General features: G+C 70.1%; 24 protein-coding genes. 17 read left to right on the top strand and 7 right to left on the bottom strand.

Translation table 11 applies throughout. From position 1 onward, the window contains the following. Nucleotides 1–130: 130 nt before the first annotated feature. The 13 genes from Q5425_RS40070 (at nt 131) to Q5425_RS40010 (ending at nt 12,965) form a co-directional block, all read left to right on the top strand. Nucleotides 131–1,645: a dynamin family protein gene (locus tag Q5425_RS40070; protein ID WP_308677904.1), complete on the top strand. Its 1,515-nt coding sequence runs from the start codon at nt 131–133 to the stop codon at nt 1,643–1,645. A gap of 59 nt (nt 1,646–1,704) precedes the next feature. Next, the gene (locus Q5425_RS40065; RefSeq protein WP_308677636.1) at nt 1,705–2,352 is read left to right on the top strand and encodes a hypothetical protein; all 648 of its coding nucleotides are present in this window, start codon (nt 1,705–1,707) and stop codon (nt 2,350–2,352) included. A gap of 45 nt (nt 2,353–2,397) precedes the next feature. Beyond that, nucleotides 2,398–2,877, top strand: coding sequence for a hypothetical protein (locus tag Q5425_RS40060; RefSeq protein ID WP_308677635.1), 480 nt, complete (start codon nt 2,398–2,400; stop codon nt 2,875–2,877). Further along, entirely contained in the window at nt 2,874–3,488 is a 615-nt protein-coding gene (locus Q5425_RS40055; protein ID WP_308677633.1) for a TetR/AcrR family transcriptional regulator, read from the top strand. The genes Q5425_RS40060 and Q5425_RS40055 overlap by 4 nt, the downstream gene beginning before the upstream one ends. Before the next feature lie 18 nt (nt 3,489–3,506). Beyond that, complete coding sequence (locus Q5425_RS40050; RefSeq protein ID WP_308677632.1) at nt 3,507–3,896, top strand: nucleotide exchange factor GrpE; 390 nt, start codon at nt 3,507–3,509, stop codon at nt 3,894–3,896. Continuing rightward, nucleotides 3,893–5,731 (top strand): dynamin family protein, encoded by a 1,839-nt coding sequence (locus tag Q5425_RS40045; protein WP_308677631.1) that lies wholly within the window; start codon nt 3,893–3,895, stop codon nt 5,729–5,731. Before Q5425_RS40050 ends, Q5425_RS40045 begins: the two co-directional genes overlap by 4 nt. A 103-nt stretch (nt 5,732–5,834) precedes the next feature. Further along, nucleotides 5,835–6,536 carry a hypothetical protein gene (locus tag Q5425_RS40040; RefSeq protein ID WP_308677630.1) on the top strand — a complete coding sequence of 234 codons (702 nt, stop codon included), beginning with the start codon at nt 5,835–5,837 and terminating at the stop codon, nt 6,534–6,536. 293 nt (nt 6,537–6,829) lie between these two features. Next, nucleotides 6,830–8,653, top strand: a complete 1,824-nt coding sequence (locus tag Q5425_RS40035; RefSeq protein ID WP_308677629.1) for a phosphoenolpyruvate carboxykinase (GTP) — start codon at nt 6,830–6,832, stop codon at nt 8,651–8,653. Between the two features lie 88 nt (nt 8,654–8,741). Further along, the gene (locus Q5425_RS40030; protein WP_308677628.1) at nt 8,742–9,584 is read left to right on the top strand and encodes a TIGR03621 family F420-dependent LLM class oxidoreductase; all 843 of its coding nucleotides are present in this window, start codon (nt 8,742–8,744) and stop codon (nt 9,582–9,584) included. Nucleotides 9,585–9,597: 13 nt separating this feature from the next. Further along, the gene (locus tag Q5425_RS40025) at nt 9,598–10,479 is read left to right on the top strand and encodes an LLM class F420-dependent oxidoreductase (protein WP_308677627.1); all 882 of its coding nucleotides are present in this window, start codon (nt 9,598–9,600) and stop codon (nt 10,477–10,479) included. Continuing rightward, nucleotides 10,476–11,081, top strand: a complete 606-nt coding sequence (locus Q5425_RS40020) for an ABC transporter ATP-binding protein (protein WP_308677626.1) — start codon at nt 10,476–10,478, stop codon at nt 11,079–11,081. Before Q5425_RS40025 ends, Q5425_RS40020 begins: the two co-directional genes overlap by 4 nt. Then, nucleotides 11,075–12,355, top strand: a complete 1,281-nt coding sequence (locus tag Q5425_RS40015) for a hypothetical protein (RefSeq protein WP_308677625.1) — start codon at nt 11,075–11,077, stop codon at nt 12,353–12,355. The genes Q5425_RS40020 and Q5425_RS40015 overlap by 7 nt, the downstream gene beginning before the upstream one ends. 31 nt (nt 12,356–12,386) lie before the next feature. Further along, nucleotides 12,387–12,965 carry an EndoU domain-containing protein gene (locus Q5425_RS40010; RefSeq protein WP_308677624.1) on the top strand — a complete coding sequence of 193 codons (579 nt, stop codon included), beginning with the start codon at nt 12,387–12,389 and terminating at the stop codon, nt 12,963–12,965. Here Q5425_RS40010 and Q5425_RS40005 read toward each other — a convergent pair. Both Q5425_RS40005 and Q5425_RS40000 read right to left on the bottom strand, forming a co-directional pair. Further along, entirely contained in the window at nt 12,962–13,234 is a 273-nt protein-coding gene (locus Q5425_RS40005) for a helix-turn-helix domain-containing protein (protein WP_043787181.1), read from the bottom strand. The genes Q5425_RS40010 and Q5425_RS40005 overlap by 4 nt on opposite strands. Nucleotides 13,235–13,350: 116 nt before the next feature. After that, complete coding sequence (locus Q5425_RS40000) at nt 13,351–14,970, bottom strand: alpha/beta hydrolase (protein ID WP_308677623.1); 1,620 nt, start codon at nt 14,968–14,970, stop codon at nt 13,351–13,353. A gap of 188 nt (nt 14,971–15,158) precedes the next feature. Between Q5425_RS40000 and Q5425_RS39995 the strand changes: the two genes are divergently transcribed. Both Q5425_RS39995 and mctP read left to right on the top strand, forming a co-directional pair. Further along, the gene (locus Q5425_RS39995) at nt 15,159–15,437 is read left to right on the top strand and encodes a DUF3311 domain-containing protein (protein ID WP_308677622.1); all 279 of its coding nucleotides are present in this window, start codon (nt 15,159–15,161) and stop codon (nt 15,435–15,437) included. After that, entirely contained in the window at nt 15,434–17,077 is a 1,644-nt protein-coding gene (gene mctP, locus Q5425_RS39990) for a monocarboxylate uptake permease MctP (RefSeq protein ID WP_308677620.1), read from the top strand. Before Q5425_RS39995 ends, mctP begins: the two co-directional genes overlap by 4 nt. Here mctP and Q5425_RS39985 read toward each other — a convergent pair. Continuing rightward, nucleotides 17,074–17,676 carry a hypothetical protein gene (locus tag Q5425_RS39985; RefSeq protein ID WP_308677619.1) on the bottom strand — a complete coding sequence of 201 codons (603 nt, stop codon included), beginning with the start codon at nt 17,674–17,676 and terminating at the stop codon, nt 17,074–17,076. The genes mctP and Q5425_RS39985 overlap by 4 nt on opposite strands. Before the next feature lie 32 nt (nt 17,677–17,708). On the opposite strand from Q5425_RS39985, the gene Q5425_RS39980 reads away from it, so the two are divergent. After that, complete coding sequence (locus Q5425_RS39980) at nt 17,709–18,284, top strand: peroxidase-related enzyme (RefSeq protein ID WP_308677618.1); 576 nt, start codon at nt 17,709–17,711, stop codon at nt 18,282–18,284. Here the strand turns inward: Q5425_RS39980 and Q5425_RS39975 are convergent. From Q5425_RS39975 to Q5425_RS39960, 4 genes are all read right to left on the bottom strand, one after another. After that, the gene (locus Q5425_RS39975) at nt 18,281–19,210 is read right to left on the bottom strand and encodes a helix-turn-helix domain-containing GNAT family N-acetyltransferase (protein WP_308677617.1); all 930 of its coding nucleotides are present in this window, start codon (nt 19,208–19,210) and stop codon (nt 18,281–18,283) included. The genes Q5425_RS39980 and Q5425_RS39975 overlap by 4 nt on opposite strands. 220 nt (nt 19,211–19,430) lie before the next feature. Further along, nucleotides 19,431–19,580 (bottom strand): hypothetical protein, encoded by a 150-nt coding sequence (locus Q5425_RS39970; protein ID WP_308677616.1) that lies wholly within the window; start codon nt 19,578–19,580, stop codon nt 19,431–19,433. Between the two features lie 259 nt (nt 19,581–19,839). After that, nucleotides 19,840–21,030, bottom strand: a complete 1,191-nt coding sequence (locus Q5425_RS39965; RefSeq protein WP_308677615.1) for an ATP-binding protein — start codon at nt 21,028–21,030, stop codon at nt 19,840–19,842. Nucleotides 21,031–21,184: 154 nt separating this feature from the next. Next, nucleotides 21,185–21,919 carry a MerR family transcriptional regulator gene (locus tag Q5425_RS39960; protein WP_308677614.1) on the bottom strand — a complete coding sequence of 245 codons (735 nt, stop codon included), beginning with the start codon at nt 21,917–21,919 and terminating at the stop codon, nt 21,185–21,187. Nucleotides 21,920–22,090: 171 nt separating this feature from the next. On the opposite strand from Q5425_RS39960, the gene Q5425_RS39955 reads away from it, so the two are divergent. Continuing rightward, on the top strand, nt 22,091–22,636 hold the full coding sequence (locus tag Q5425_RS39955; RefSeq protein WP_308677613.1) for a DoxX family protein: 546 nt from the start codon (nt 22,091–22,093) through the stop codon (nt 22,634–22,636). Nucleotides 22,637–22,677: the final 41 nt, after the last annotated feature.

The raw sequence follows: 22,677 nt of genomic DNA, 5'->3' as shown, positions 1-22,677 counted from the left end.
TCGGTGCGACCTGCGGATGAGGAGCATGGCACGATTCAGGGGTGGTCCGTACAGGGGCTGTCCGTGAGACGGGGGAGGGCTGGGGGCCGTGACGTCACCGGAGCAGGGCCGGCTCGCGGGTCCGCTGTCGATGTCGGTGGCCAACCTGTGTCACCGCCTGCAGCCGCAGGTCTCCGCGCGCACCGCCGCCGGGTTCGCCGAGGTGCTGCGCCGGCTCGGGGCGCCCCTGCAGGTGGCCGTGGCCGGCCGGATCAAGTCGGGCAAGTCCACGCTGGTCAACGCGCTGATCGGGCGCCGGGTCGCGCCGACCGACATCGGCGAGTGCACGCGGCTGGTGACCCGCTTCCAGTACGGCACGGTGGACCGGGTCGAGATCGTCTTCACCGACGGCCGCAAGCAGGTGCTGCCCTTCGCTTCCGACGGCATGATCCCCGCCGAGCTGGGCGTCGACATCGAGCAGGTGTCGCACATCGAGGCGTACCTGACCAACGCCGTGCTCCAGGGCATGACGGTGATCGACACCCCGGGCCTCGGCTCGCTCGACGCCGCTTCGGTGTCCCGCACCGAGCAGCTCCTGGGCGCGGCGAAGCACCGCAAAGAAGACGACGAAGAGGGCTCCGACGAGCTCGACGACACCTCGCGCAACGCCGTCGCCGGCGCGGAGGCCGTCCTGTACGTCGTCACCCAGGGGGTCCGCGCGGACGACCAGCAGGCCCTCGCCGCCTTCACCGCGGCCACGGCGAGCCGTGAGGCCGGTCCGGTCAACGCGATCGCCGTCCTCAACAAGGCCGATACCATCGCGCCCGAGTCGGTCGAAGGCGCCGGCGGCGACGTCTGGAAGGCCGCGACGCTGCTCGCCGAGAAGCAGGCGTCGACGCTGAAGCCGCGGGTCGCCGACGTGCTGCCGGTGATCGGGCTGATCGCCGAGTCCGCCGAGTCCGGCGGGTTCACCTCGGCCGACGCCGAGGCCCTGCGGCAGCTCGCCGACCTCGACGACGACGTCCTGCAGACCATGTTGATCTCGGCTGACATCTTCACGAGCTGGGAGTGCGACGTGCCGGCGGGCACCCGGCTGCGGCTGCTGGAGAAGCTCGACCTGTTCGGCATCTCGCACGCCGTCGAGGCCATCCGCAAGGAACCGGAGATCACGGCGGGCGCGTTGCGGCGGGCGCTGCTCGACGCGTCCGGCCTCGAAGCCGTCCGGCAGCGGCTGGCGGTGGTGTTCGCGGCCCGCGCCGACGGCATCAAGGCGGCCGCGGCGCTGGCCTCGGTGACCGCGCTCGCGCACGCGTCGGCCGACCCGGCCGAGCGCCAGCGCGTCCACGACGCCATCGAGGTGCTGCTCGCCAAGCCCGAGGCCCACCAGCTGCGGTTGCTCGAAGCGCTGACGCTGGTCGCCTCCGGCGCGGTCGACATGCCGGAGGACCTCTCCGAAGAGGTGCTGCGGGTCGGCAGCAACGCCGACGTCGGCGCCCAGCTCGGCAAGCCCGGTGCCCCGCGGCCGGAGCTGGCCGCGCACGCGCTCGAACGCGCGGGCTGGTGGCGCTCCTTCGCCTCCTTCGGTGCGACGCCGGCGCAGAGCCGCGTCGCGCACGTCGTCCACCGGGCCTACTTCTTGATCTGGCAACAGATCCGGGAAGCGTGAGTTTGTTTCTGCTTGCCGACTTCGGCTGAGCCGAAGCGTTTCCCGCGTACTGTGAGGACGTGCGCCTAGAAAACACGACATCCTGGCGAGCGGGCTGGAGCAGCGAGACCGAGGTCGACGTCGCGCTGTACATCCGTGACGCCCTGGCCCTGTCCGTTTCCGAAGGACAGGTGCTGCCGCCGGTGGAGCCGCAGGTTCCGGTGCACGTCCCACCCGGGGTCGACCGGGCGGCCGTCCAGGAGCAGTGGGCCGACTGGTGGGTCGACCTGCTGGCCTTCCTGCGCAACCGCGAGGACCCCGATCCGCGCAGCACCCGCACCCGGTACGGCAGGCCGGCGCTCGCCCCCGGCTCGGCGATGCGGGAGGCGGTCGACTTCTTCGGCCCGGCCGCGGCCCGCCACTTCGCCAACGCCCGCGGCCCCGCCCTGCGCGGCTCGGGCGAGCCGTCGGGCGGCACCCCGTGGGCGCCCGGCTTCTACCGCCGCCAGATCGTGGCCGGCGAGCGGCTCGGCCAGCTGGTCCGCGAAGCCGAGGTGAAGCAGGGCCGGCGCGCGTACCCGTTCCGGCTCAACGTCATCGAGATCTCGGTCGCCGGCTCGATCTGGCTGCGCACGGCCGAGGACCAGCTGCTCGTCTCGTCCCGCCTCGCCGAGGACGGCCCGGGCCTGGAGGCGGTCCTGCGAGAGGTGATCGGCGAGCTGGTCTGACCCCCGGCTTTCATAAACCGAGTACGCGGTCTAATAATAGGCGGCATGGAGACGACCGTCGACGAGCCGTCGTGGCTGCGCACCGGGTCCTGGATCGGCTGCCCCCTCACCGGCGGTGCGCTCGGCGTGGGCGTCTGGGCCGTCGCCGCCTGGGTCGGTGACCTGCCCGCCTTCCCGTTCCAGGGCGTGTTCAAGGTGCTCACCAAGCTGCCCCAGCCGTGGGCGGCGCTGGCCGCGGTCGCCGGCGGGCTCGTGCTCGGCCTGGTGTTCGCCGCGATCTGGGCGCACGAGCGGCTGGTCGTCACGGTGTCGCCGACCCGGGTCACGCTGGTCCGCGGCGACAAGACCCGGCGCATCGAGGCCGAGCTCGAAGCCGTCTACCTCGACGGCAAAGACCTCGTCCTGCGCACCACCGACGGCCGGGAGATCGCGCGGGAGAAGACCGACCTTCCGGGCCGCGAGCTGGCGCCCGCCTTCGCCGAGCACGGCTACCCCTGGCGGGACGAGCCACCGGTCGAGCGATGAGGACCGTCGATCCGGCCAAGCACGCGGCCAAGCGGGCCGCGATCGTCGGCGCCGCGGCCGGCTGCTTCGCCGAGAAGGGGTTCGAACGGACGACGACGGCGGACATCTGCCGGGCCGCGGGCATCAGCTCCGGCAGCCTCTTCCACTACTTCCCCAGCAAGCGCGCGGTGTTCACGGCGATCTTCACCGACGACGCCGCCGAGACGGCCGAGCGCCTCGAGACCGCGGCGAAGGCCGGCGACCCGGTGGCCGCGCTGCTCGACGTCGTCGAGGAGCTGGCCGGGCAGATCGCGCAGCCGGGGGTCGTCCGGATCGTGCTGGAAGCCGCCGCGCAGGCCGCCCGCGACGACGAGTTCGCCCAGCTGATCCACCGCAACGACAGCGCACTGCGCGACGGGTTGGCGGTCCTGGTCGGGCGGGCCGTCGACGCCGGGCTGATCGATCCCGGCGTCTCCCCGCGGGCGGCCGCCGGGTGGGTCGCGGGGCTGATCGACGCCATGATTTCGCGGGCCAGTCTCGACCCGGACCTCGATCTGCCCGCCGAACAGGCGATCCTCCGGACGATCCTGATCCGGTTCCTTCGCCCGGTTTCGCCCCCGGACGGCGCCTGAGTCCGCCAAACTGTGGGCATGGCGTGGTTTCGCAAGGACGGAACCGACCGCGGTTCCGCCGCGTCGGACACCGATGTGCACCCCTTGCAGCAGCAAGTAAGCGATCTTGAGCGCGCTCTTGCGGATCGCCAGGCGTTGATCCAGATGTGCCTCTACGCGCTGGACCGCGCCCGCAGCGGCGGCGTCGTCGAACGGCTCGAAGAAGGGCTCGCCGCGATCGGCGTCCAGGCCCTGCGCCCCGACGGCGAGCGGTTCGACCCGGCCCGGCACGAGGCAGGCGGCGCGATCCCCACCGAAGACCCGGCGCTCGACGGGATCGTGGCGGAAACCGAGGTCACCGGCTTCGCCGACCACGACCGGCTGCTGCGCGCCCCCATCGTCACCGTCTACGCGAAGAAGAACCTGTGAGCGCACCGACCGCGCCGAGCCTGCCCGCGCAGGTCACCGCGACCCGAGACCAGCTGCTGACCCTCGTCCGCGACGCCGATCCGGCGGCCGCCAAGTGGGTCGACGACATCCGGAAGGCCCGGCCGAAGAAGCCGGCCGTCGTGGTCGTCGGCGAGACGAACCGCGGGAAGAGCTCGCTGGTCAACGCGCTGCTGGCCCGACCGGGGCTGTCTCCGGTCGACGCCGACGTCGCCACCGCGACCTACCTGGTGTTCGACCACGCGGACACCTGGGGCGCGCAGGCCTGCTACCCCGGCCAGCTCGCGCCGGTGCCGATCGACCTCGGCCAGCTGATCCACTGGGTGTCGGCCGCGCACGAGCTGCCGCCGGGCCAGCTCCCGCCGCGGTACGTCGAGGTCACCGGGCCGGTGCCGCTGCTGGAACGGCTTTCGCTGGTCGACACCCCGGGAGTCGGCGGGCTCGACTCGATGCACGGCGAACTCGCCAAGGAAGCCGCCGCGGGGGCGACCGCGCTGCTGTTCGTCGTCGATGCGTCGGCGCCGTTCACCACCACCGAGCTGCAGTTCCTGCGCGACGTCGGCGAGCGCGTCGAGACCGTGGTGTTCGCATTGACCAAGGTGGACATGTTCCGCGGCTGGCGCGAGATCATGGAGGCCGACCGGCAGCTGCTGCGCGACCACGCGCCCCGCTTCGCCGACGCGGTGTTCCACCCGGTGTCGGCGCGGATGTTCGAGACGGCGGCGAAAGCACCCAACGAGCAGATGGCCGCGATGCTGCGGGAGAAGTCCGGCGTCGCCGCGATCCAGATGGCGTTGCAGGAGCTGCTCGTCGGCCGCTCGGCGATGCTCGGCGAGGCCAACACGCTGCGCGCCCTGTCCAGCGCGCTGGGTGAACTCAAGGCGAAACTGCAGGCCGAGAGCCGGGCGCTGTCCGCGGGTGAGGCCGAGGCGGAGCAGCTGCGCGAACGCCGCGACCAGCTCCAGGCCGAACGCCGGACCTCCACCCGCGGCTGGCAGCTGAAGCTGCGCGGCGAGGTGCAGCGCACGCGCGTCGAGGTCACGCACGAGTCCGGCAGGCAGATGCGGGACGCGCAGACCCATTTCCGCCAGCTGATCGACGGGGCGAAGCGCGACGAACTCGCCGCGCTGCCGCAGCAGGTCGACATCGCGCTCCAGACGACGTCGCAGCGGATCTCGATGCTGCTCTCGCAGCGGCTGAACCAGGTCACGAACGTCTCGCTTTCGGAGCTGTTCTCGCCCGAGGAGCTCGACGTCATCCGCGCGCAGTTCGCCAGGGCGGGCGGCCCGCCGGTGATCCTGCGCCCGCCGGACAAGAAGCCGCCGACGGCCGAGGACAAGCTGCTCGTGTTCATGGGCATCTCCGGCGGCGTCGGCGCCGGGAAGGTCGCCGCGCTGCCGCTGGCCGGCGTCGCGATCCTCAACCCGGTGGTACTGCCCGCGACGATCATCATCGGCCTCGGCGCCGGCTGGTGGATGGCCCGCACGCGCAAGCACGCGGCCGACAAGCAGCACCTGAAGCAGTGGCTGGTCGAGGCCATCGCGGACGCCCGTTCGACGCTCGACCAGCTCGTCGCCGAGCAGCTCATCGAGGCCGAGCAGCAGCTTTCGATGGCACTGGACGAGGCGCTGGGCCGCCGCATCGACGCGATCGAGGCCGAGCTGAAGGAAGTCGACAAGACGATCAAGATGGGGGCGCAGGAACGCGCCAAGAAGATCGCCGTCGTGTCGAAGCGGCTCAAAGAGGTCAGCGACGGCCGCGAGCGCGCCGAAGCCTTCCTGACCCGGATCCGGGCGCTGCGGGACAAGACGGCCTGACCCGGGTCCGGTTGTGAAGCGGAACCGAACGGGCCTACGGTGAGTCATACCCTCAGACAGCAGGTCAGAGATCGGCGTTACCCGGTTCAAAGGGGGAAGTCCCATGTGGGTCGACGAGAGTGGCGGCAGCGAAACCGACGCGAGCAGCCCGGACGCGATGACCGTCCACGTCGACGGCCAGGAGTACCAGGCCGAGGTCAACTACGACCTGAACGAGGACGGCGTCAACGACACCGCCATCATCGAGCACGATGACGGCACGTCGCAGGCCTTCATCGACACGAACCACGACGGTGAGGCCGACCAGTACGCCGTGCTGGACGAGACCGGGCACGTCGTCGAGCAGGCCGTCTACGACGAGGCCAGCGGCCAGTGGGTCGAGGCCCCCGGCAGCGGGGGCGACGACTCGGACACCGGCGGCCGCGACGACAGCTCCGGCGGCCACATCCACGCCGACCTGCCGGACGGCGAGGTGGACGCGGGGGTCGCGACCATCGACACCGACCACGACGGGCACAACGACACCGCCATCGTCGAGACGAAGAGCGGCGGCACCATCGCGTTCACCGACAAGGACGGCGACGGCGAAGCGGACATCGCGGTGCAGACCGACGCCGACGGCACGACCACGACGTTCGAGCACTCCGGCCCCGGCCAGTGGACCGAGGTCTCCAGTGGACTGATGGACGCCGGGACCGAAAGCGACCCGGCCGACGACGCCGCGTGGGGCGCGGCCGGCACGCAGACGCTGGAGGGTGTCGCGCGCATCGACTCCGGCACGGGGCAGTGGATCTCGCCGAACTGAGGTGACCCACGTCATAGTTTCAAAGCCCGGGGCTTCGGCCTCGGGCTTTTTTCATGTCGTCAATGAAAAGAAAAGCGGCTTCTGAATCGATCCCCTTATCGGTCCTGTGAGAGAACGTACACGTCAGCTCTCTGTTACCTGCCGGTCATGCGGTTACTCTCGAAGAATCCCAGAATCCGCACACCGGTTCGCCAGCCGGTGTGCGAAGCCATTCGGTCGCCGGCAATGACGCCCGCACCGGGACAACGTCGTTCCGGTGCGGGCGCATTTGTCGTCGGAAGTCAGGAGTAGAGATGACCGCAGTCGCCATCCCCGGACTGGACACCGCGCCGACGACGCACACCGGCGTGCTGTCCTTCGTCCGGGAGGTCGCCGAGCTGACCAACCCGGACCGCGTGGTGTGGGTCGACGGGTCTGACGAAGAAGCCGCCCGGATCAACCAGGAGCTGGTCGAGACGGGCACGTTCGTGCAGCTCAAGTCGAAGCCGAACTCCTTCTGGGCCACTTCCGACCCGGACGACGTCGCCCGCGTCGAAGACCGGACCTTCATCTGTTCGGAGCGTCCCGATGACGCCGGTCCGACCAACAACTGGATGGACCCGGCCGAGATGAAGGCCACCATGACCGAGCTGTTCCGCGGCTCGATGCGTGGCCGCACGATGTACGTCATCCCGTTCTGCATGGGCCCGCTCGGCGACGAGAATCCCAAGCTGGGTATCGAAATCACCGATTTCGCCTACGTCGTCGCCTCGATGCGCGTGATGACCCGCGCGGGCAAGGCCGCACTCGAGAAGTTCGTCGCGCCGGACGGCAGCGAGCGCGAATTCGTGCCCGCGCTGCACTCGGTCGGCAAGCCGCTCGAGCCGGGCGAGAAGGACGTTTCCTGGCCCTGCAACGAAACGAAGTACATTTCGCACTTCCCGGAGGAGCGCGCGATCTGGAGCTACGGCTCGGGTTACGGCGGCAACTCCCTGCTGGGCAAGAAGTGCTACTCGCTGCGCATCGCGTCGGTGATGGCCCGCGACGAGGGCTGGCTCGCCGAGCACATGCTGATCCTCAAGCTGATCTCGCCCGAGGACAAGGTCCACTACGTCGCGGCGGCGTTCCCGAGCGCCTGCGGCAAGACCAACCTCGCCATGCTGCAGCCGACCATCCCGGGCTGGCGCGCCGAGACCCTGGGTGACGACATCGCCTGGATGCGCTTCGGCGAGGACGGCCGGCTGTACGCGGTCAACCCGGAGTTCGGCTTCTTCGGCGTCGCGCCGGGCACCGACTGGCACACCAACCCGAACGCGATGCGCACCATCGAGAAGGGCAACACGGTCTTCACGAACGTCGCACTGACCGACGACGGCGACATCTGGTGGGAGGGCATGGAAAACCAGCCGGCCCACGCCACCTCGTGGAAGGGCCAGGACTGGACGCCGGACTCCGGCGAGAAGGCCGCCCACCCGAACTCGCGCTACTGCACGCCGATGTCGCAGTGCCCGACCCTCGCGCCGGAGTGGGACGACCCGAAGGGCGTGCCGATCTCGGCGATCCTTTTCGGCGGCCGCCGCAAGACCACCGTGCCGCTGGTGAACGAGGCCCGCGACTGGCAGCACGGCGTGTTCATGGGCGCCACCATGTCGTCGGAAACCACCGCCGCGGCCGCCGGCGCGGTCGGCAACGTCCGCCGCGACCCGATGGCGATGCTGCCGTTCCTCGGCTACCACGCCGGTGACTACTTCAAGCACTGGCTGAACCTCGGCAAGAACGCCGACGCGACCAAGCTGCCGAAGATCTTCTACGTCAACTGGTTCCGCCGCGGCGACGACGGCCGGTTCCTGTGGCCGGGCTTCGGCGAGAACTCGCGGATCCTCAAGTGGGTCGTCGAGCGCGTCGAGGGCAAGGGCAACGCCGTCGAGACGCCGGTCGGGTTCGTGCCGCGCGCCGAGGACCTCGACACCGAGGGCCTGACCGAGCCGCTCGAAGACATCCAGGCCGCCCTGGACGTCAAGCCCGAGGAGTGGCGCGCGGAGCTGCCGCTGATCGAGGAGTGGTTCGAGAAGATCGGCGACAAGGTCCCGACCGCGCTGCGTGACGAGCTCGACGCGCTGGCCCAGCGCCTCGCCTGAGCAGTCTGCCGCGGCTTGTCGTGAGTGGTAAGGCGGGTTAGAACCCGCCTTACCACTCACGAGCGCGTCCCCGGGTACGTTCGCGGCCATGAGACCGTTCCGCTTCGGGGTGGCGTTGTACGTGCCCGGCTCACGGGCCGAGTGGGTGGCGAAGTGCCGCCAGGCCGAGGACCTCGGCTACGACGTCGTCGGCGTGGTCGACCACCTCGGCCGGGTCGCGCCGGTGCCCGCCCTGCTCCTCGCCGCCGAGGCCACCGAGCGGATCCGGCTGAACACCTACGTCCTCAACGCGAGCTTCCACAACCCGGTGGTCCTGGCCCGCGACCTCGCCGCGCTCGACGAATTCACCGGCGGCCGGGTGGAGATCGGGATCGGCGCCGGGTACGTCCGCGCGGAGTTCGAAGCCGCCGGGATCGACTGGGGCACGCCCGGCCGCCGGTTCCGCCGGCTCGTCGACGTGGTCACCGCGCTCGAGCGCGAGTTCGCCGGCCGCCCGCGGCCGCCCCTGCTGCTCGGCGGCCGCGGCGACCGGATGCTGACCTTCGCCGCTGCGCACGCCGAGACGATCGCCCTCACCGGCACGGCACCCGGCGCGGCCGAGGGGCGGCTGGCCCTGGCCGGTTCCGCCGCGCTGGCCGAGCGCGCCGGCTTCGTGCGGCGGGTGCTCGACGGCCGGGACACCGAGGTGAACCTGATGGTCCACTTCGTCCGGATCACCGATGACCGGCGGGCGGCACTGGAAACGGCGCACCAGCTCGTGCCGCACCTCGACGTCGAGGAACTCGGCGCGCTGGCCACGGTCCTCGTCGGCTCGGCGGAAGCAGTGGCCGAACAGCTGCTGCACACCCGCGAAACCCTGGGCGCCAGCTACTTCACGGTGCTCGAAGACGACCTGACCAGGCTTGCCCCGGTGATCCAAAAGCTCCGTTGAGTACCTTGTCCGTATGACTGGGGATTTCCGCTTCGGCGTCAACATGGTCGTGCCGGACAGCCGCGCCGCCTGGGTCGAGAAGTGCCGCAAGGCCGAGGACCTCGGCTACGACGTCCTGTCGGCGGCCGACCACCTCGGCATGGCGCCGCCCTTCCCGGCGCTCGTGCTCGCCGGCGAGGTCACTTCGCGTGTCAAGCTGAACACCTTCGTGCTGAACACGCCGTTCTACAACCCGGTGCTGCTGGCCCGGGACGTCACGGGCACCGACCAGTTCACCGGCGGACGGCTGGAGCTGGGGCTCGGCGCCGGGTACGTCAAGGCGGAGTTCGAGGCCGCCGGGATGCCGTTCCCCTCGGCCCGTGAGCGCGTCGACCACCTCGAGCGGACGATCACCGAGCTCAAGCGGCTGTACGCCGACCCGGAGCACAAGCCGGCGCCGGTGCGCCCGGCCGGGCCGCCGCTGCTGCTCGGGGGCCGCGGCGACCGGGTGCTGACGCTGGCCGCCGAGCACGCCGACATCATCGGCTTCACCGGCACCACCAAGACCCCCGACGGCGCGCCACTGGCGGCGGCCGCTCCCGAGGAGGTCGACGAGCGGGTGGCGTTCGTCCGGGCGAAGCTCGGCGAGCGCGCGTCCGAAGTCGAGTTCAACCTGCTCTGCCAGTACGTGAAGGTGACGAACGACCGCGCGGCCGGCCTCGCCGAGGTCGAAAAGCTCGTCGGCGGCCGGTTGACCGCCGAGGCGGCCGGCGAGCTGCCGGTCGCCTTCGTCGGCACCCCCGCGCAGATCGCCGACCAGATCCGCGGGCACCGGGAGCGGTTCGGCTTCGGTTACTTCACCATCCTGGAACCGTTCCTGGAGGAGTTCGCGCCGGTCCTCGAACACCTCCGATGATCGACGCGAAAGCGCTCGGCGTCCGGGCCGGCGAGCTGTGGCTGTTCGACGACCTCGACTTCACCGTCGACCCCGGCGAGTGCGCCGCGATCGTCGGGCCCAACGGGGTCGGCAAGTCGACGTTGATGCGCTGCTTCTACGGGATGCAGAAGCCGCAGCGCGGCCGCGTGCTGGTGGACGGCCGGACGCCGGACGAGCGGGACGTCGAATTCCGGCGCAAGGTGTCGGTGCTGTTCGACGACTCCGACTTCTTCGCCGAGCTGACGCCGCTGCAGCACCTCGAGCTCCTGGCCGGCTCGTTCGGCACCGACCTCGGCGACCACGAGGAACTGCTGCGCGACGCGGGCCTGGGTGAACGCATGCGCGTGACGTCGGGGCACTTTTCCGCGGGCCAGCGTCGTCGCCTGCTGCTGCTCGGCGTCACCGCCCGGCCGCACCGGGTGCTCCTGCTGGACGAGCCGGAACGCGCGCTGGATACCGCGGGCAAGGAATGGCTGGTCGAGGTGATCGCCCGGTCGACGGCGGCCGGCGCGGCGGTCGTGGTGGCCACCCACCACCCGCCGCTGCTGGAGGCTGCGGACAGCGTGCTCGAACTGTGGTGACGCAGACGCCGAGGCGGATGCGGATCCCGGGTCGCAAGCGGTTCGGCGGGGTCTTCAGCGGCGACACCGCCACCTTCGTCTTCCTGTTCGGCTTCGGGTTCCTGTTCACCGCGTTCTTCCACGTCGACGGCTGGCGCCCGGCGCTCTACGGATCGTCCACTGTGGATTTTCCCGCGGTGCTGGGCCTGCTGACGCTCTGCTGCGCGGTCGGCTGGCGTGGCCTGCTGCGCCGCGGCTTCGCGTGGGTCGAACCGGCGGAGCTGACCTGGCTCGACTTCGCCCCGGTGGACCGCGGCCGCGTCGTCACGCTGCGGCTGCTCGGCGCGTGGACCGGCGTGGTCGCGGTGACCGGCTACCTGGCCGCGCTGCTGCTCGCCGTCGGCGGCGCCGGGCTGGAGCAGTGGCGCGCGGCGGTCGCGATCGTCGTCGCGACCGGGGTGGCGGCGTTCGCTTCGGCGCGGCGGACGTCGCTGCGCTTCGACGCACTCGGTCCGCTGGTGCTCGCGGTCCTCGGCCTGGGGATCGCCGCGCTCGGCCTCGGCCCGGCGACCGTCCAGTTCGTCGCGGCGGGGGTGCTGGCCGCCGCGCTGCCGCTGGCGTTCGGCGGTGCCCCGGTCTCGCGCGCCGGCCGGGCGACGCTGCTCGCCGGGTGGGACGGCCGGGTGCTGCGCTCGGTCGCCGTCACCTTCCTCGACCCGATGATGCTGCTCCCGCCGTCCGCGCCGGCCGGCGGGCTCTCGCTGCGCCGCCCGACGCCGTTGCGGCTGGCCTGGGCGGGCACGCTCGGCCGCTCCCGGTACGCGGGCGCGGCGCTGCTGATCGGCCTCGCCGTCGTCGTCGCGCACATCGCGGTGCCGACGGTGCCGGGCGCGGTCCTGATCGGCATCGGCGCGTACGTCGCGCTGACGCCGTTCGGCGGCGGGCTCGGCGAGCTCTGGCGCAACCCGGGACGGCGGCGCTGGCTGGGGTCGGCGGACCGCGAGCTGGTCCTGGCCCACGGTCTGGTCCTCACCGGCGTGGGCCTGCTCTGGGCGGCGGTGCTGTTCGTGGTCACCCTCGCGGGTGGGACGTCGTTCGCCGCGACCGCGTGGCTCGCCGTGCCGCTGTCGGTGCTTTCGATCCTGCGCACGGTCACCCGGACCGCCGTTGACTACGGCAATCCCGCGTTCGTGGACACGCCGATGGGCCCGATGCCCGCCAACCTCGTCCGGCAGCTCTTCCGCGGACTCGACCTGCAGGTGGTCGGCATCGTGCTGCTCGCCGCCGCCGTTTGACCTACCCTCGGTGCGACGAAGGGAGCAGCCAGTGGGCGGCGGGCACGCACCGGGCGTCGGGCGCAGGGCGACCAGCGAGTTCCCGGCCGGCTGGACCGACGAGCACATCATCTCGGTGGTCAAGGACGTCGCCAACGACCCCAGCGAGGCCCGGCGGCAGCAGCGCAACGGCCGCTGGCGCTGTGCCGGCGAGCGGTTCAACGTGCACCTGATCGTCCTGGTCGAGGACGACGGGCACGTGCACACCGCCTACCCGGTGGCCGGACCGGGCGTCGTCCGCAACCCCGACACCGCGCGGGACCCGGCGAACCCGACGGTCGCCGACCTCAAGGGCAACCGGATCAGCTTCTTCGCCGACAGCGTGCTGACCACGCTCGGCAACCGGCTCTCCCCGGAGGACTACACCCACTACCGCACGCTGCTGTGGGCCGGCGAGTGGGAAGAGCTGGCCGACGTGCTGGCCGCGCACGCCGTCCGGGTCGGCTTCGGCTTCTCCGCGGACGAGTTCTCCGACTTCGAGAAGCTGCTCAACAGCTACGACCTGCCGGTGCCGGGCTGCGCGTTCCTCAACGACCGCGAGCACATCCTCAAGCAGCTGCGTCCGGCCTAACTGGCCTGGGAAAGCGGTGGTGACGCGGCGGGGGTGACGGCCGCGCGCAGCTCCTCCAGCGGCAGGCCGACGGCGTCGGCGATGGCCGCGACCGTGAAGAACGCCGGCGTCGGGATGCGGCCGGTTTCGATCTTCCGGAGCGTCTCGACCGAGATCCCCGCCTCGGCGGCGACGTCGACCATGCTCCGGCCGGCCCGCGCCGCCCGCAGCGCCTGGCCGAGGCGTTCGCCCCGTTCGCGTTCTTCATCCGTCAGCGGTACCCGCACCATGGGCGTGATTCTAATACCAGATGAGTTATCCACCGCCTGTGGACAACTCTGTGCACAGGTGTGGAAAAGCCCCGCCGAACCGGAGTTCGGCGGGGCCGCCACTAGCCCTTGTGGTGTCAGGCGCCCGCGGGCACCGGAAGTGGCATGCCGGGCAGGCTCTGGTCGTTCGGCACGACGCCGTCGATCAGGTAGGCCTCCACGACCTTGTCCACACCCGCGTTGCCGCCGGCGTAGATGCCGTGGTCACCCTCGCCGGTGATCGTCAGCATCCGCGAACCCGCGAACGCCTTGTGCGCGCGCTTCGCGCCCTCGAGCGGCGTCGCCGGGTCGTGCTCCGACTCGACGATCAGCACCGGGGGGACACCCTTGCCGTCCAGCACCGGGAGCGGGGCCGGCGGCTTCTTCCAGAACAGGCACGGCTGGATGAACCAGCCGGCCCCCAGGAGCGGCAGCTGCTTGTCGATCAGCTTCTGCGAGTCCTTGATGGCGCTGTTGGGCGAGCCGGTCCACGGACCCTCGTTGCAGGGGATCGTCCAGAAGCTGGCGTCGTAGGAGTCGCCGTCGGCCGGGACCATCAGCGGCTGCGGGCCGTAGGTGACGGTGCTCTTGTCTCCGGCCTTGACCTTCTGCGCGGCCGCGGACTTGGCCTGCGCCGAAGCGGTGCCCTGGGTCAGCGTGCGGACGCTGACCAGGTAGTCGGCCAGGCCGGGGAAGGCGCGCTTGGAGTAGATCTGCGACGCGATGAACGAGTCGAGGCCGTTGGCCGACACGGTCGAACCGTCGGGCAGGGTGACCGCGCCCTGGGTCAGGGCGTAGCGGACCTGCTCGTAGGTCTGGCGGGCCGCCTCGCCGGTGGTGCCGAAGTGGTAGAGCTTGTCGTACTTCGCCATCCACGGGAGGAAGTCCTGCCGCCAGCGGCGCTCGAAGCCGAGCGGCTGCCAGTCGAACGACTTCTGCCAGGTCGTGGTGAACTCGGTGGCCGAGTCGAGCACGAACCGGCCGGTGCGCGTCGGGTAGGCCTGGGCGTAGTGCGCGCCCATCCAGGTGCCCGCCGAGTAGCCGACCCAGTTGATCTTGTCCCGGCCGAGCAGCACGCGCAGCAGGTCGATGTCCTTGACCGTCTGGTCGGTGTTGATCAGCGGACCCAGCTCGCCGGACTTCTGCTGGCAGGACAGCGCCGCGTACTTCGTCGCCTGCAGGATCAGGTTCAGGTTGCCGCGGTCCCGGTCACGCGGGTCCAGGTCCGAACCGGTGCCGATGGCGCCACCGCAGGTGATGTTGGTGCTCTTGCCGGTGCCGCGCGGGTCGAACCCGACGATCTCCTGGTGCTCGCGCAGCTTGACCTGGTTGCGCAGGCGGGCCGGGAAGTTGCGGCCGGGGGCGCCCGGGCCGCCGGGGTTGGTGACGACGCTGGCGGTCGCGTCCTTGGTCGCCTTCAGGCGGCTGACCGCGATGGTCAGGTCGATCTGGGCGTTCGCCTGGTACCAGTTGCGCGGGGTCTTGTAGGTCGCGCACTCCATGTCCTCGGCGCCGGCGGGCGGGGCCGTCGGCAGCTCGGAGGGGACTGCGCACTTGTGCCAGTCGAGCTTCTGGTTCGCGTACTGCGCCGGGATGTTCGTGGAGTTCAGCGGCTGCTTACCGGCCGCGACCTCCGGACCTGCGAACGCAGGAGTGAACCCGGCCAGCAGGGTGCCGGCGATCGCCGGGATCACCACCGCGTAGCGGAGTCGTGTCATACGGTTGCCCCTTTTGGGTTTGCGCGTGCGGAGTCGGGCTATTGATATCGGGCTCGCGAGGGCGGGGCAAGCGACGTTGGTCGGCATCGGCGACCGGGGCGATCAAATCGATATCGGACAGACGTGACTCGCTGTCACCCAGGTCTTAAGGTCAGGCGGTCGGTTACGGGAGTGTTAGGTGAGGTCCGATGTCGACTGTGAAGCACGACGGAAAGGTGCGCGGGTTTCAGTTCAGCCCGTGGAACCTGCTCCTGATCGTTCCGCTGATTGTCCTGGTCACGCCGTTGTTCAACTTGGACGGTCCGCGGTTGTTCGGGATGCCGTTCTTCTACTGGTTCCAGTTCCTCATGGTCGCGGTCGGGGTGCTGAGCACCTGGATCGTCTACCTGATGACCCGGGACAAGCCGACCGTTGACGCCCCGGATGCGCTGAGCGTCGAAGATCTGGACGAGGGGAACGCTCGATGAGCAACCTGCAGTGGCCCGAGCTGATCATCTTCACGATCCTGTTCGCCCTGGTCACCGTGCTCGGCTTCCTGGCGTCGCGCTGGCAACGGGGCAGCACGCTGGACCACCTGGACGAATGGGGCCTCGGCGGCCGCAAGTTCGGCTCGTGGATCACCTGGTTCCTGCTCGGCGGTGACCTCTACACGGCGTACACGTTCGTCGCGGTGCCTGCCCTGGTCTTCAGCGCCGGCGCGCTCGGCCTCTACGCGCTGCCGTACACGATCGTCGTCTACCCGATCGTCCTGCTCCCGGCGCTGCGGATGTGGTCGGTCTCGCGGGTGCGCGGCTACGTCACCCCGGCCGACTTCGTGCGCGGCCGCTTCGGCTCGCCGATCCTCGCGCTGCTGGTGGCGATCACCGGCATCGTCGCGACGATGCCGTACATCGCGCTGCAGCTGGTCGGCCTCGAAGCCGTGCTGCGGACGATGGGCATCAACGGCTCGGGCATCGTCGGGCACCTGCCGCTGCTGGTCGCCTTCGTGATCCTGGCCTTCTACACCTACCAGTCCGGCCTGCGGGCGCCCGCGCTGATCGCGTTCGTCAAGGACATCCTGATCTACATCGTGATCCTGGTGGCGATCATCTACCTGCCCTCGAAGCTCGGCGGCTGGTCGCACATCTTCGACACGGCGGTGGCCAAGTTCGACAAGACCCCGTCGAAGGCCGACGGCATCCTGCTGAACGCCAACAACCAGCTGCAGTACGCGACGCTCGCGCTGGGTTCGGCGCTCGCGCTGTTCCTGTACCCGCACTCGCTGACCAGCGTGCTCGCGTCCCGCGGCCGCAGCGTGATCAAGCGGAACATGGTCGCCCTGCCGGCGTACTCGCTGGTGCTCGGCCTGCTGGCGCTGCTCGGCTACGTGGCGATCACGGCGGGCATCAAGCCCCTGACGAACGCGGCGACCGGCAAGCCGGACGGCAACACGATCGTCCCGGTGCTGTTCGACAGCACGTTCGCGTCGTGGTTCGCGGGCATCGCCTTCGCCGCGATCGGCATCGGTGCCCTGGTCCCGGCGGCGATCATGTCGATCGCCGCGGCCAACCTGTGGACCAGGAACATCTATAAGGAGTACATCCGCAAGAACGCGACCCCGCAGGAAGAGGCGAAGCAGGCGAAGCTCGCGTCGCTGGTCGTGAAGCTCGGCGCGGTGGCGGTGATCATCCTGATCGACCCGCAGTTCTCGATCGACCTGCAGCTCATCGGCGGCGTGCTGATCCTCCAGACGCTGCCGGCCGTGGCGTTGGCGCTGTACACGCGCTGGTTCCACCGCTGGGGCCTGATCGCGGGCTGGGTGGTCGGCATCGGCTGGGGCTTGATCATGCTGTACGGAATCCCCAACCCCGCCAACGGAAAGCTCCACTTCGGCGGCTCGGCGCTCCCGCTCGGCAACCTGTCCCTGTTCGGCTGGCACCCGTTCGCGGGTTCCCAGGTCCAGATCTACGTCGGCTTCGTGGCCCTGATCGGCAACCTGGTGATCGCGGCGATCGTCACGGTGATCGCCCGCCAGATGAAGGTGTTCAACGGCACCGACGACACGGAGCCCGAGGACTACCACACCGACGAGCACGACAAGAACCTGCGCCCGATCGGCGTCCACTAAGGACGGTTTCGCAGGACGAGCGTCCGTGAGACGAGGTAGAGCACCACGCCGTTGAGCAGGTGCCAGAGGAAGTGCGTGCCGGCCGGGACGTAGTCGCACACGTCCCGGTCGACCGCGCGCAGGCTCAACGAGAGCGCGAAGATCGCTCCCGCGACGGCGAAGTGCGTCCAGTACGCGTCACGCGCGAAGGCGAGGACGGCGGCGAAGACCCCGAGCGCGATCAACATCGACAGGTACAGCCCGCCGCCCAGCAACGCGGTGCCGACGGTGAGCGCGAGGTATACGGGCGCGGCGACCCAGGCGTGTCGCCGGCTCCAGAACTCGCGCGCGAACAACACGGCGTACACGAGCACGAACCCGAGGATCGCCACCGAGTCCGCCACGGCGGCCCACCGCGTCGCGAGGAGGTGAAAGACGGCGCTCGCGACGAAGACGACCCCGATGAGCCCGGCCAGCACCCGCCCGGCCCGATCCCCCTTGGCCAGCCGCCACACGAGCACGGCGGCAACGAGGAGGGAGACGTTGCCGAGACTGTTGAGCGGCTCACCCCAGAGCCCGGGCCCGACACGTTCGCAGTACCCGTCGACGTAGTCCGTCACGAGCACACCCAACCACGGCTAGCGTGAAGCCCATGAGCGACGCGGTGAGCCGGTTCCCGGTGACGGAACTCGAAGACCTGCCCGAAGACCTGCGCGAGCGCGTCGGCACGATCGCGGAAAAGTCCGGGTTCGTGCCGAACATCTTCCGCGCGCTCGGCCACCGCCCCGCCGAGCTGCGCGCGTTCCTCGACTACCACGACGCGCTGATGGAACGCACCGACGGACTCGGCAAGGCCGAGCGCGAGCTGGTCGTCGTCGCCACGTCCGGCGCCAACCACTGCACCTACTGCGTGGTCGCCCACGGTGCGATCCTGCGCATTCGCGCGAAGGACCCGGAGCTGGCCGACCGCGTGTCGAGCAACCCGTGGCAGGTGGAGCTGGACGAACGCGGCCGCGCGATCGTCGACCTGGCTCTTGCGCTCGCCCAGGACTCGGCCCTGTTCGGCGAGGGCGATCTCGAAGCCGCACGCAACGCCGGGCTGACCGACGACGAAATCTGGGACATCGGCGCGATCACGGCGCTGTTCGCGATGTCGAACCGCCTCGCCCACCTCACCGCCCTCCGCCCGAACCCGGAGTTCTACCTGCTCGGCCGGCAGCCCCGCTAGAGCTCCAGGCGCCAGGTCTCGTCGGTCAGCTTCGGCCCCCAGGTGTCGAAGTCCTCCTCGGCGACCAGCTCGAACCCGGCCGCCCGGTAGATCGCACGCGCGGCGTCGAGCGCCGACACCGTCGACAGCTCCATCGCCCGGTACCCGTGCGCGCGGGCGAACGAAACGCACTCGGTGACCAGCCGCTTGCCCACGCCGTGGCCTCGCGCCGACGGTTCGAGCAGCAGCAGCCGGAGCTTGGCGGTGTCCGCGTCCGGCCCGCGGGTGCACGCGATGCTGCCGACCCGTTCGCCGTCCAGCTCCGCGATCCAGAACGCCTGCCGCTGATCGTCGTGGGTGTCGGCGAAGTCCGCGACGATCCGGGCGACGAGCGCCTCGAACCGCGCGTTGAAACCGTACTCGCGGGCGTAGAGCGCTCCGTGGCGTTCCACCACCCAACCGAGGTCCCCCGGTCGTGGGGGGCGGAGCACGAGGGACGGGTCGCGGCGGCGGTCGCCGACCAGGTCGCCGATCGTGCGCATCGCGCTCAGCAGGCGTTGCTGGTCTTCGTCGGCGAAGCGGCGCAGCAGCCCGCCGATCTGGTCCGTCGATCGCCGGTTCAGCACCGCGAAGGCGTCCCGGCCCGCCGCGGTCGGGCGCACGAGCTGACGGCGGGCGTCCTCGTCGGACCGTTCGCGCACGATCAGCCCGCGCGACTCGAGGCGCGCGAGCAGCCTGCTGGCGTAGCCGGCGTCGAGGTCCAGACGTTTCCGCAGGTCGGTCACGGGAAGCGGGTCCTGGTGGGCGAGCTCGAAGAGCACCCGCGCTTCCGGCAGTGAGTACTCGGCGTCCGCCGGGCCTTCGTCGAGCACGCCGATGACCGCGGTGTAGAGCCGGTTGAAGGAGCGGACCGCGGCCACGCGGTCGGCCAGCCGAGCGTCATTCATTGACCACCTCAACAAGTTCGTTGACGAAGTCAAAGATTACCCGAAGGAGCCAGGCCGGCAAGTGGTTTCGGACATGGGAAACCCCGCGATGCTGCCAGGTCGGGGGTCCGCCAGCATCACGGGGTCGTAGGGGGTATCGACACCTGTTCGGGTGGCGTTACACCTTCACCGGTTTGTGGCATGGGTCACTCGAATGGGCGACCGCCACAGGGTGAAGAAATCAGCGCATGTAGTTCGAGCGAGCCTGGGCGATCGCGATGAGTTCCTGACGGACCGTCGCGGTGGCGGCGGTGTCGATCGCCCGGTTCAGTGCCCGGCGAGTGCGAACCTCGGCGCGACGGGCACGGAGCTTGGCGGCGATGTTGTTCATCGGTTTCTGCATCCCCTTCGAGGGTCTTGGTGGCTGTGCTTCTAGTATGCACCTTTTTTCACAAGGAGGCCAATGAATATCCGGTGATGTGGCGCACTAGCCGATGAATCATCGGCAAACTTGGGTATCGACCGGAGAGATCGGGGGTGGCGGCCATCACGACGAAGCAACCGGCTATAGCTTCCTAAGGCTTTATAGCAAAAAGACAATACAAAGTTAGAGAGCCTCATAGACCGCGAGATAACCGGAAAAGCCCAGGTCAGTCGCGGCTGAGCAGGTAGTGGCCGAAGTGCGGGACGGTGAAGGCGATCTGTCCCCGCTCGGCGGAGTACACGAGGCCCTTCTTCATCAGGCTGTCGCGCGCCGGCGACAGCGACGACGGCTTCCGCCCGAGGAACACGGCGACGTCGGCGGTGCCGGCGGGCTCGTCGCGTCCCTGGGTCAGCTCGGCCATCGCCTGCAGGTACTCCCGCTCGGCCGGCGTCGCGCGCTCGTAGCGCGATCCGAAGAAGCCGACCGCCAGCTCCGACTCCGCTTCGGGCGCCGCGACCTGGACGTCCTTCACCGTGATCGGGTCGGACGGCGCCGCGTCCCAGGCCGCCTTGCCGTAGGCCTGGATGAAGTAGGGGTAACCGCCGGACGCGTCGAAGAGCGCGTCGAGGGCTTCCGGCTCGATGCCGGCGTCCTCGCGCTCGATCGGCGCCATCACGGCGAAGTCGGCGTCCTCGCGGTTGAGCCGGTCGATGCGCGCGTACCGGAAGAGCCGCTCGGAGTAGGACTTCGACGCCGAGAGCACCGCGGGAACGTGCGGCAGCCCGGCGCCGACGACCACGAGCGGCGCGCCGGACTGCGACAGCTCGTGGCAGGCCGCGCACAACGCCGAAACGTCGTCCGGCTGAAGGTCCTGAATTTCGTCGATGAGCACCGCGACGCCGGTGCCGACGTCCGCGGCGAGTTCGGCGACGTCGGTGAACAGCTCGACGAGATCGATCTCGATGTCCCCGGAGTCGGCCCGCCCCTGCGCGGCGGGCACGTCGATCCCCGGCTGCCAGCGGTCACGCAGCTTCGCGTCGGCCTTGTTGGCCCGCAGCGCAAACGCTTTCAACACGCCGAGCACCTCTTCGACCCGGTCCGGCGCGCGGTGGCGCACGGCGAGGTCCCGGATGGCCCGGTGCAGCGCGGCCGACAGCGGCCGCCGCAGCTCGGCGTCCGGCCGGGCTTCGATCTTGCCCGCCCCCCACTTGTGCCGCACGGCCATCGCCCGCAGCTCCCCCAGGAGCACGGTCTTGCCGACACCCCGCAGCCCGGTGAGGACAAGACTGCGTTCGGGTCTCCCCCGCGCAACCCGCTCCAGCACCACTTCGAACGCCTTGAGCTCACGCTCGCGCCCAGCCAGCTCGGGCGGCCGTTGCCCGGCGCCCGGTGCGAAGGGATTGCGGATGGGGTCCACTCTGCCAAGTTATCGGCGTATCTAGCGGGAGCCCGATATTCCGCCATAGACACCTAGCGCGTGTCGCCCAGGTTCGACCGGATGGCCGTACATAGAGACGAACAGGTCTGCAGCCCTGCTCGTCCCTACCCCCAGCGCGCACTACGACGTGCCGCTAGGCGTTCAGGTTCCGCTCGGCGTAGATCTTCATCGCGTCCCGGACGAATTCCGCCGTCTCGCCTTCGAGCCCGTAGCGCGGGTCGTCGACGTACAGCTGTCCCAGGCCCGCGAAGTACCCCGCCGACACCGACGAGACCGCCGGCCGCAGCCACTCGTGCAGCCGTCGGGTGATCGCCTGGACCTCGTCCGCGTCCGGCGCGAGCCCGGAAGCCCGCGCCGCGCCGAACGCCGTCGCGATGTCGAGCTGCTCCTGCTGGTGGGCCTGCTTCTCTTCGGCCGTCAGCGAGCTCCACCACTGGTCACCGTGCCGGTACGCGTCGGCGCCCCAGCGCTGGGTCACCTCCTTCTCGTACTGCGTGTGGTCGAAGCCGTCGAAGACTTCTTCTGCCATCAGTCGTTCACCTCCCTTCAGTTTCCGGAGTGTCGTGCGGACCGACTCGATCTGCCGTCCGATCCGCCGCTGCTCCCGTTCGAGCAGCTCCAGGTGGGTTTCCAGCGCCGCGGCGCTGTCCCGCTGCCCGTCGAGCACCTCGGCGATCGCCGGCAGCCCGAGACCGAGCTCGCGCAGCAGCAGGATCCGCTGCAGCCGGACGAGCGCCTGCTCGTCGTAGTAGCGGTAGCCGTTGCCGCCGATCCGGCTGGGCTCGAGCAGGCCGACCGCGCCGTAGTGGCGCAGCGTCCGGCTCGTGGTCCCCGCCGAGCGGGCGATGTCCTGGATCGACCACTCCATGACTTCGACGATAGAAGTTGACGCTGCGTCAAGGTCAACCGCTAATGCTTTATAGCCCTATCTAGGGTTGCGGCGATATTCGTGGAGAAAGCCCGATGAGGATTCGAGCGGAGGCCGAGCGGGCATCCACGGAGTAGGTTCGACCAGGCAGCGGCCCGTACGAGGAAGGCTATGACCGTGATACTCCGTCGAGTGGCACGTCCCCTGCTCGCCACGATCTTCGTGACGGGCGGGATCAATGCGCTGAGGCAGGCCGAGGGCCACGCCAAGGCGGCGGAACCGTTCCTCAACAACGCGTTCGACAAGCTCGGCGACGTCGTGCCGGAGCAGGTCCCGCGGGACCCGGTGACGCTCGTCCGGGTCGACGCCGCGGTTAAGATCGGGGCCGGTCTCGCGCTCGCGTCGGGCAAGGCGCCGCGGCTCGCGGCGGGGCTCCTCCTGGGCAGCCTGGTGCCCACCACGCTCGCGACGCACAGCTTCTGGACCCTCAAGGACCCGGGCGAGCGTCAGCAGCAGCAGATCCAGTTCTTCAAGAACGCGAGCCTGGCCGGTGGCCTGCTGCTCGCGGTCGCCGACACGGCCGGGAAGCCGTCGGTCGGCTGGCGGGCGCGTCGCGCGGCGAAGGACGTCGGCCACAGCGCCGAGAAGCTGAGCCGCAAGGGCCAGAAGCGCGCCAACAAGCTCGCCAAGCGAGCCCAGAAGGCCCTCCCGAACTAACCGCCACTTTCGTACCGAAAGTGCCGCCCCGGAACCCCGAG

The sequence above is a fragment of the Amycolatopsis sp. A133 genome (assembly GCF_031082405.1).
Taxonomy (GTDB): domain Bacteria; phylum Actinomycetota; class Actinomycetes; order Mycobacteriales; family Pseudonocardiaceae; genus Amycolatopsis.
This window is presented reverse-complemented; position numbering and strand designations above follow the sequence as displayed.

Coding starts and splice junctions, on each gene's coding strand:
- Q5425_RS40070 (WP_308677904.1), top strand. CDS start 131: ATGTCGGTGGCCAACCTGTGTCACCGCCTGCAGCCGCAGGTCTCCGCG.
- Q5425_RS40060 (WP_308677635.1), top strand. CDS start 2,398: ATGGAGACGACCGTCGACGAGCCGTCGTGGCTGCGCACCGGGTCCTGG.
- Q5425_RS40055 (WP_308677633.1), top strand. CDS start 2,874: ATGAGGACCGTCGATCCGGCCAAGCACGCGGCCAAGCGGGCCGCGATC.
- Q5425_RS40050 (WP_308677632.1), top strand. CDS start 3,507: ATGGCGTGGTTTCGCAAGGACGGAACCGACCGCGGTTCCGCCGCGTCG.
- Q5425_RS40040 (WP_308677630.1), top strand. CDS start 5,835: ATGTGGGTCGACGAGAGTGGCGGCAGCGAAACCGACGCGAGCAGCCCG.
- Q5425_RS40035 (WP_308677629.1), top strand. CDS start 6,830: ATGACCGCAGTCGCCATCCCCGGACTGGACACCGCGCCGACGACGCAC.
- Q5425_RS40030 (WP_308677628.1), top strand. CDS start 8,742: ATGAGACCGTTCCGCTTCGGGGTGGCGTTGTACGTGCCCGGCTCACGG.
- Q5425_RS40025 (WP_308677627.1), top strand. CDS start 9,598: ATGACTGGGGATTTCCGCTTCGGCGTCAACATGGTCGTGCCGGACAGC.
- Q5425_RS40020 (WP_308677626.1), top strand. CDS start 10,476: ATGATCGACGCGAAAGCGCTCGGCGTCCGGGCCGGCGAGCTGTGGCTG.
- Q5425_RS40005 (WP_043787181.1), bottom strand. CDS start 13,234: ATGGTGCGGGTACCGCTGACGGATGAAGAACGCGAACGGGGCGAACGC.
- Q5425_RS40000 (WP_308677623.1), bottom strand. CDS start 14,970: ATGACACGACTCCGCTACGCGGTGGTGATCCCGGCGATCGCCGGCACC.
- Q5425_RS39995 (WP_308677622.1), top strand. CDS start 15,159: ATGTCGACTGTGAAGCACGACGGAAAGGTGCGCGGGTTTCAGTTCAGC.
- mctP (WP_308677620.1), top strand. CDS start 15,434: ATGAGCAACCTGCAGTGGCCCGAGCTGATCATCTTCACGATCCTGTTC.
- Q5425_RS39980 (WP_308677618.1), top strand. CDS start 17,709: ATGAGCGACGCGGTGAGCCGGTTCCCGGTGACGGAACTCGAAGACCTG.
- Q5425_RS39975 (WP_308677617.1), bottom strand. CDS start 19,210: ATGAATGACGCTCGGCTGGCCGACCGCGTGGCCGCGGTCCGCTCCTTC.
- Q5425_RS39970 (WP_308677616.1), bottom strand. CDS start 19,580: ATGAACAACATCGCCGCCAAGCTCCGTGCCCGTCGCGCCGAGGTTCGC.
- Q5425_RS39960 (WP_308677614.1), bottom strand. CDS start 21,919: ATGGAGTGGTCGATCCAGGACATCGCCCGCTCGGCGGGGACCACGAGC.
- Q5425_RS39955 (WP_308677613.1), top strand. CDS start 22,091: ATGACCGTGATACTCCGTCGAGTGGCACGTCCCCTGCTCGCCACGATC.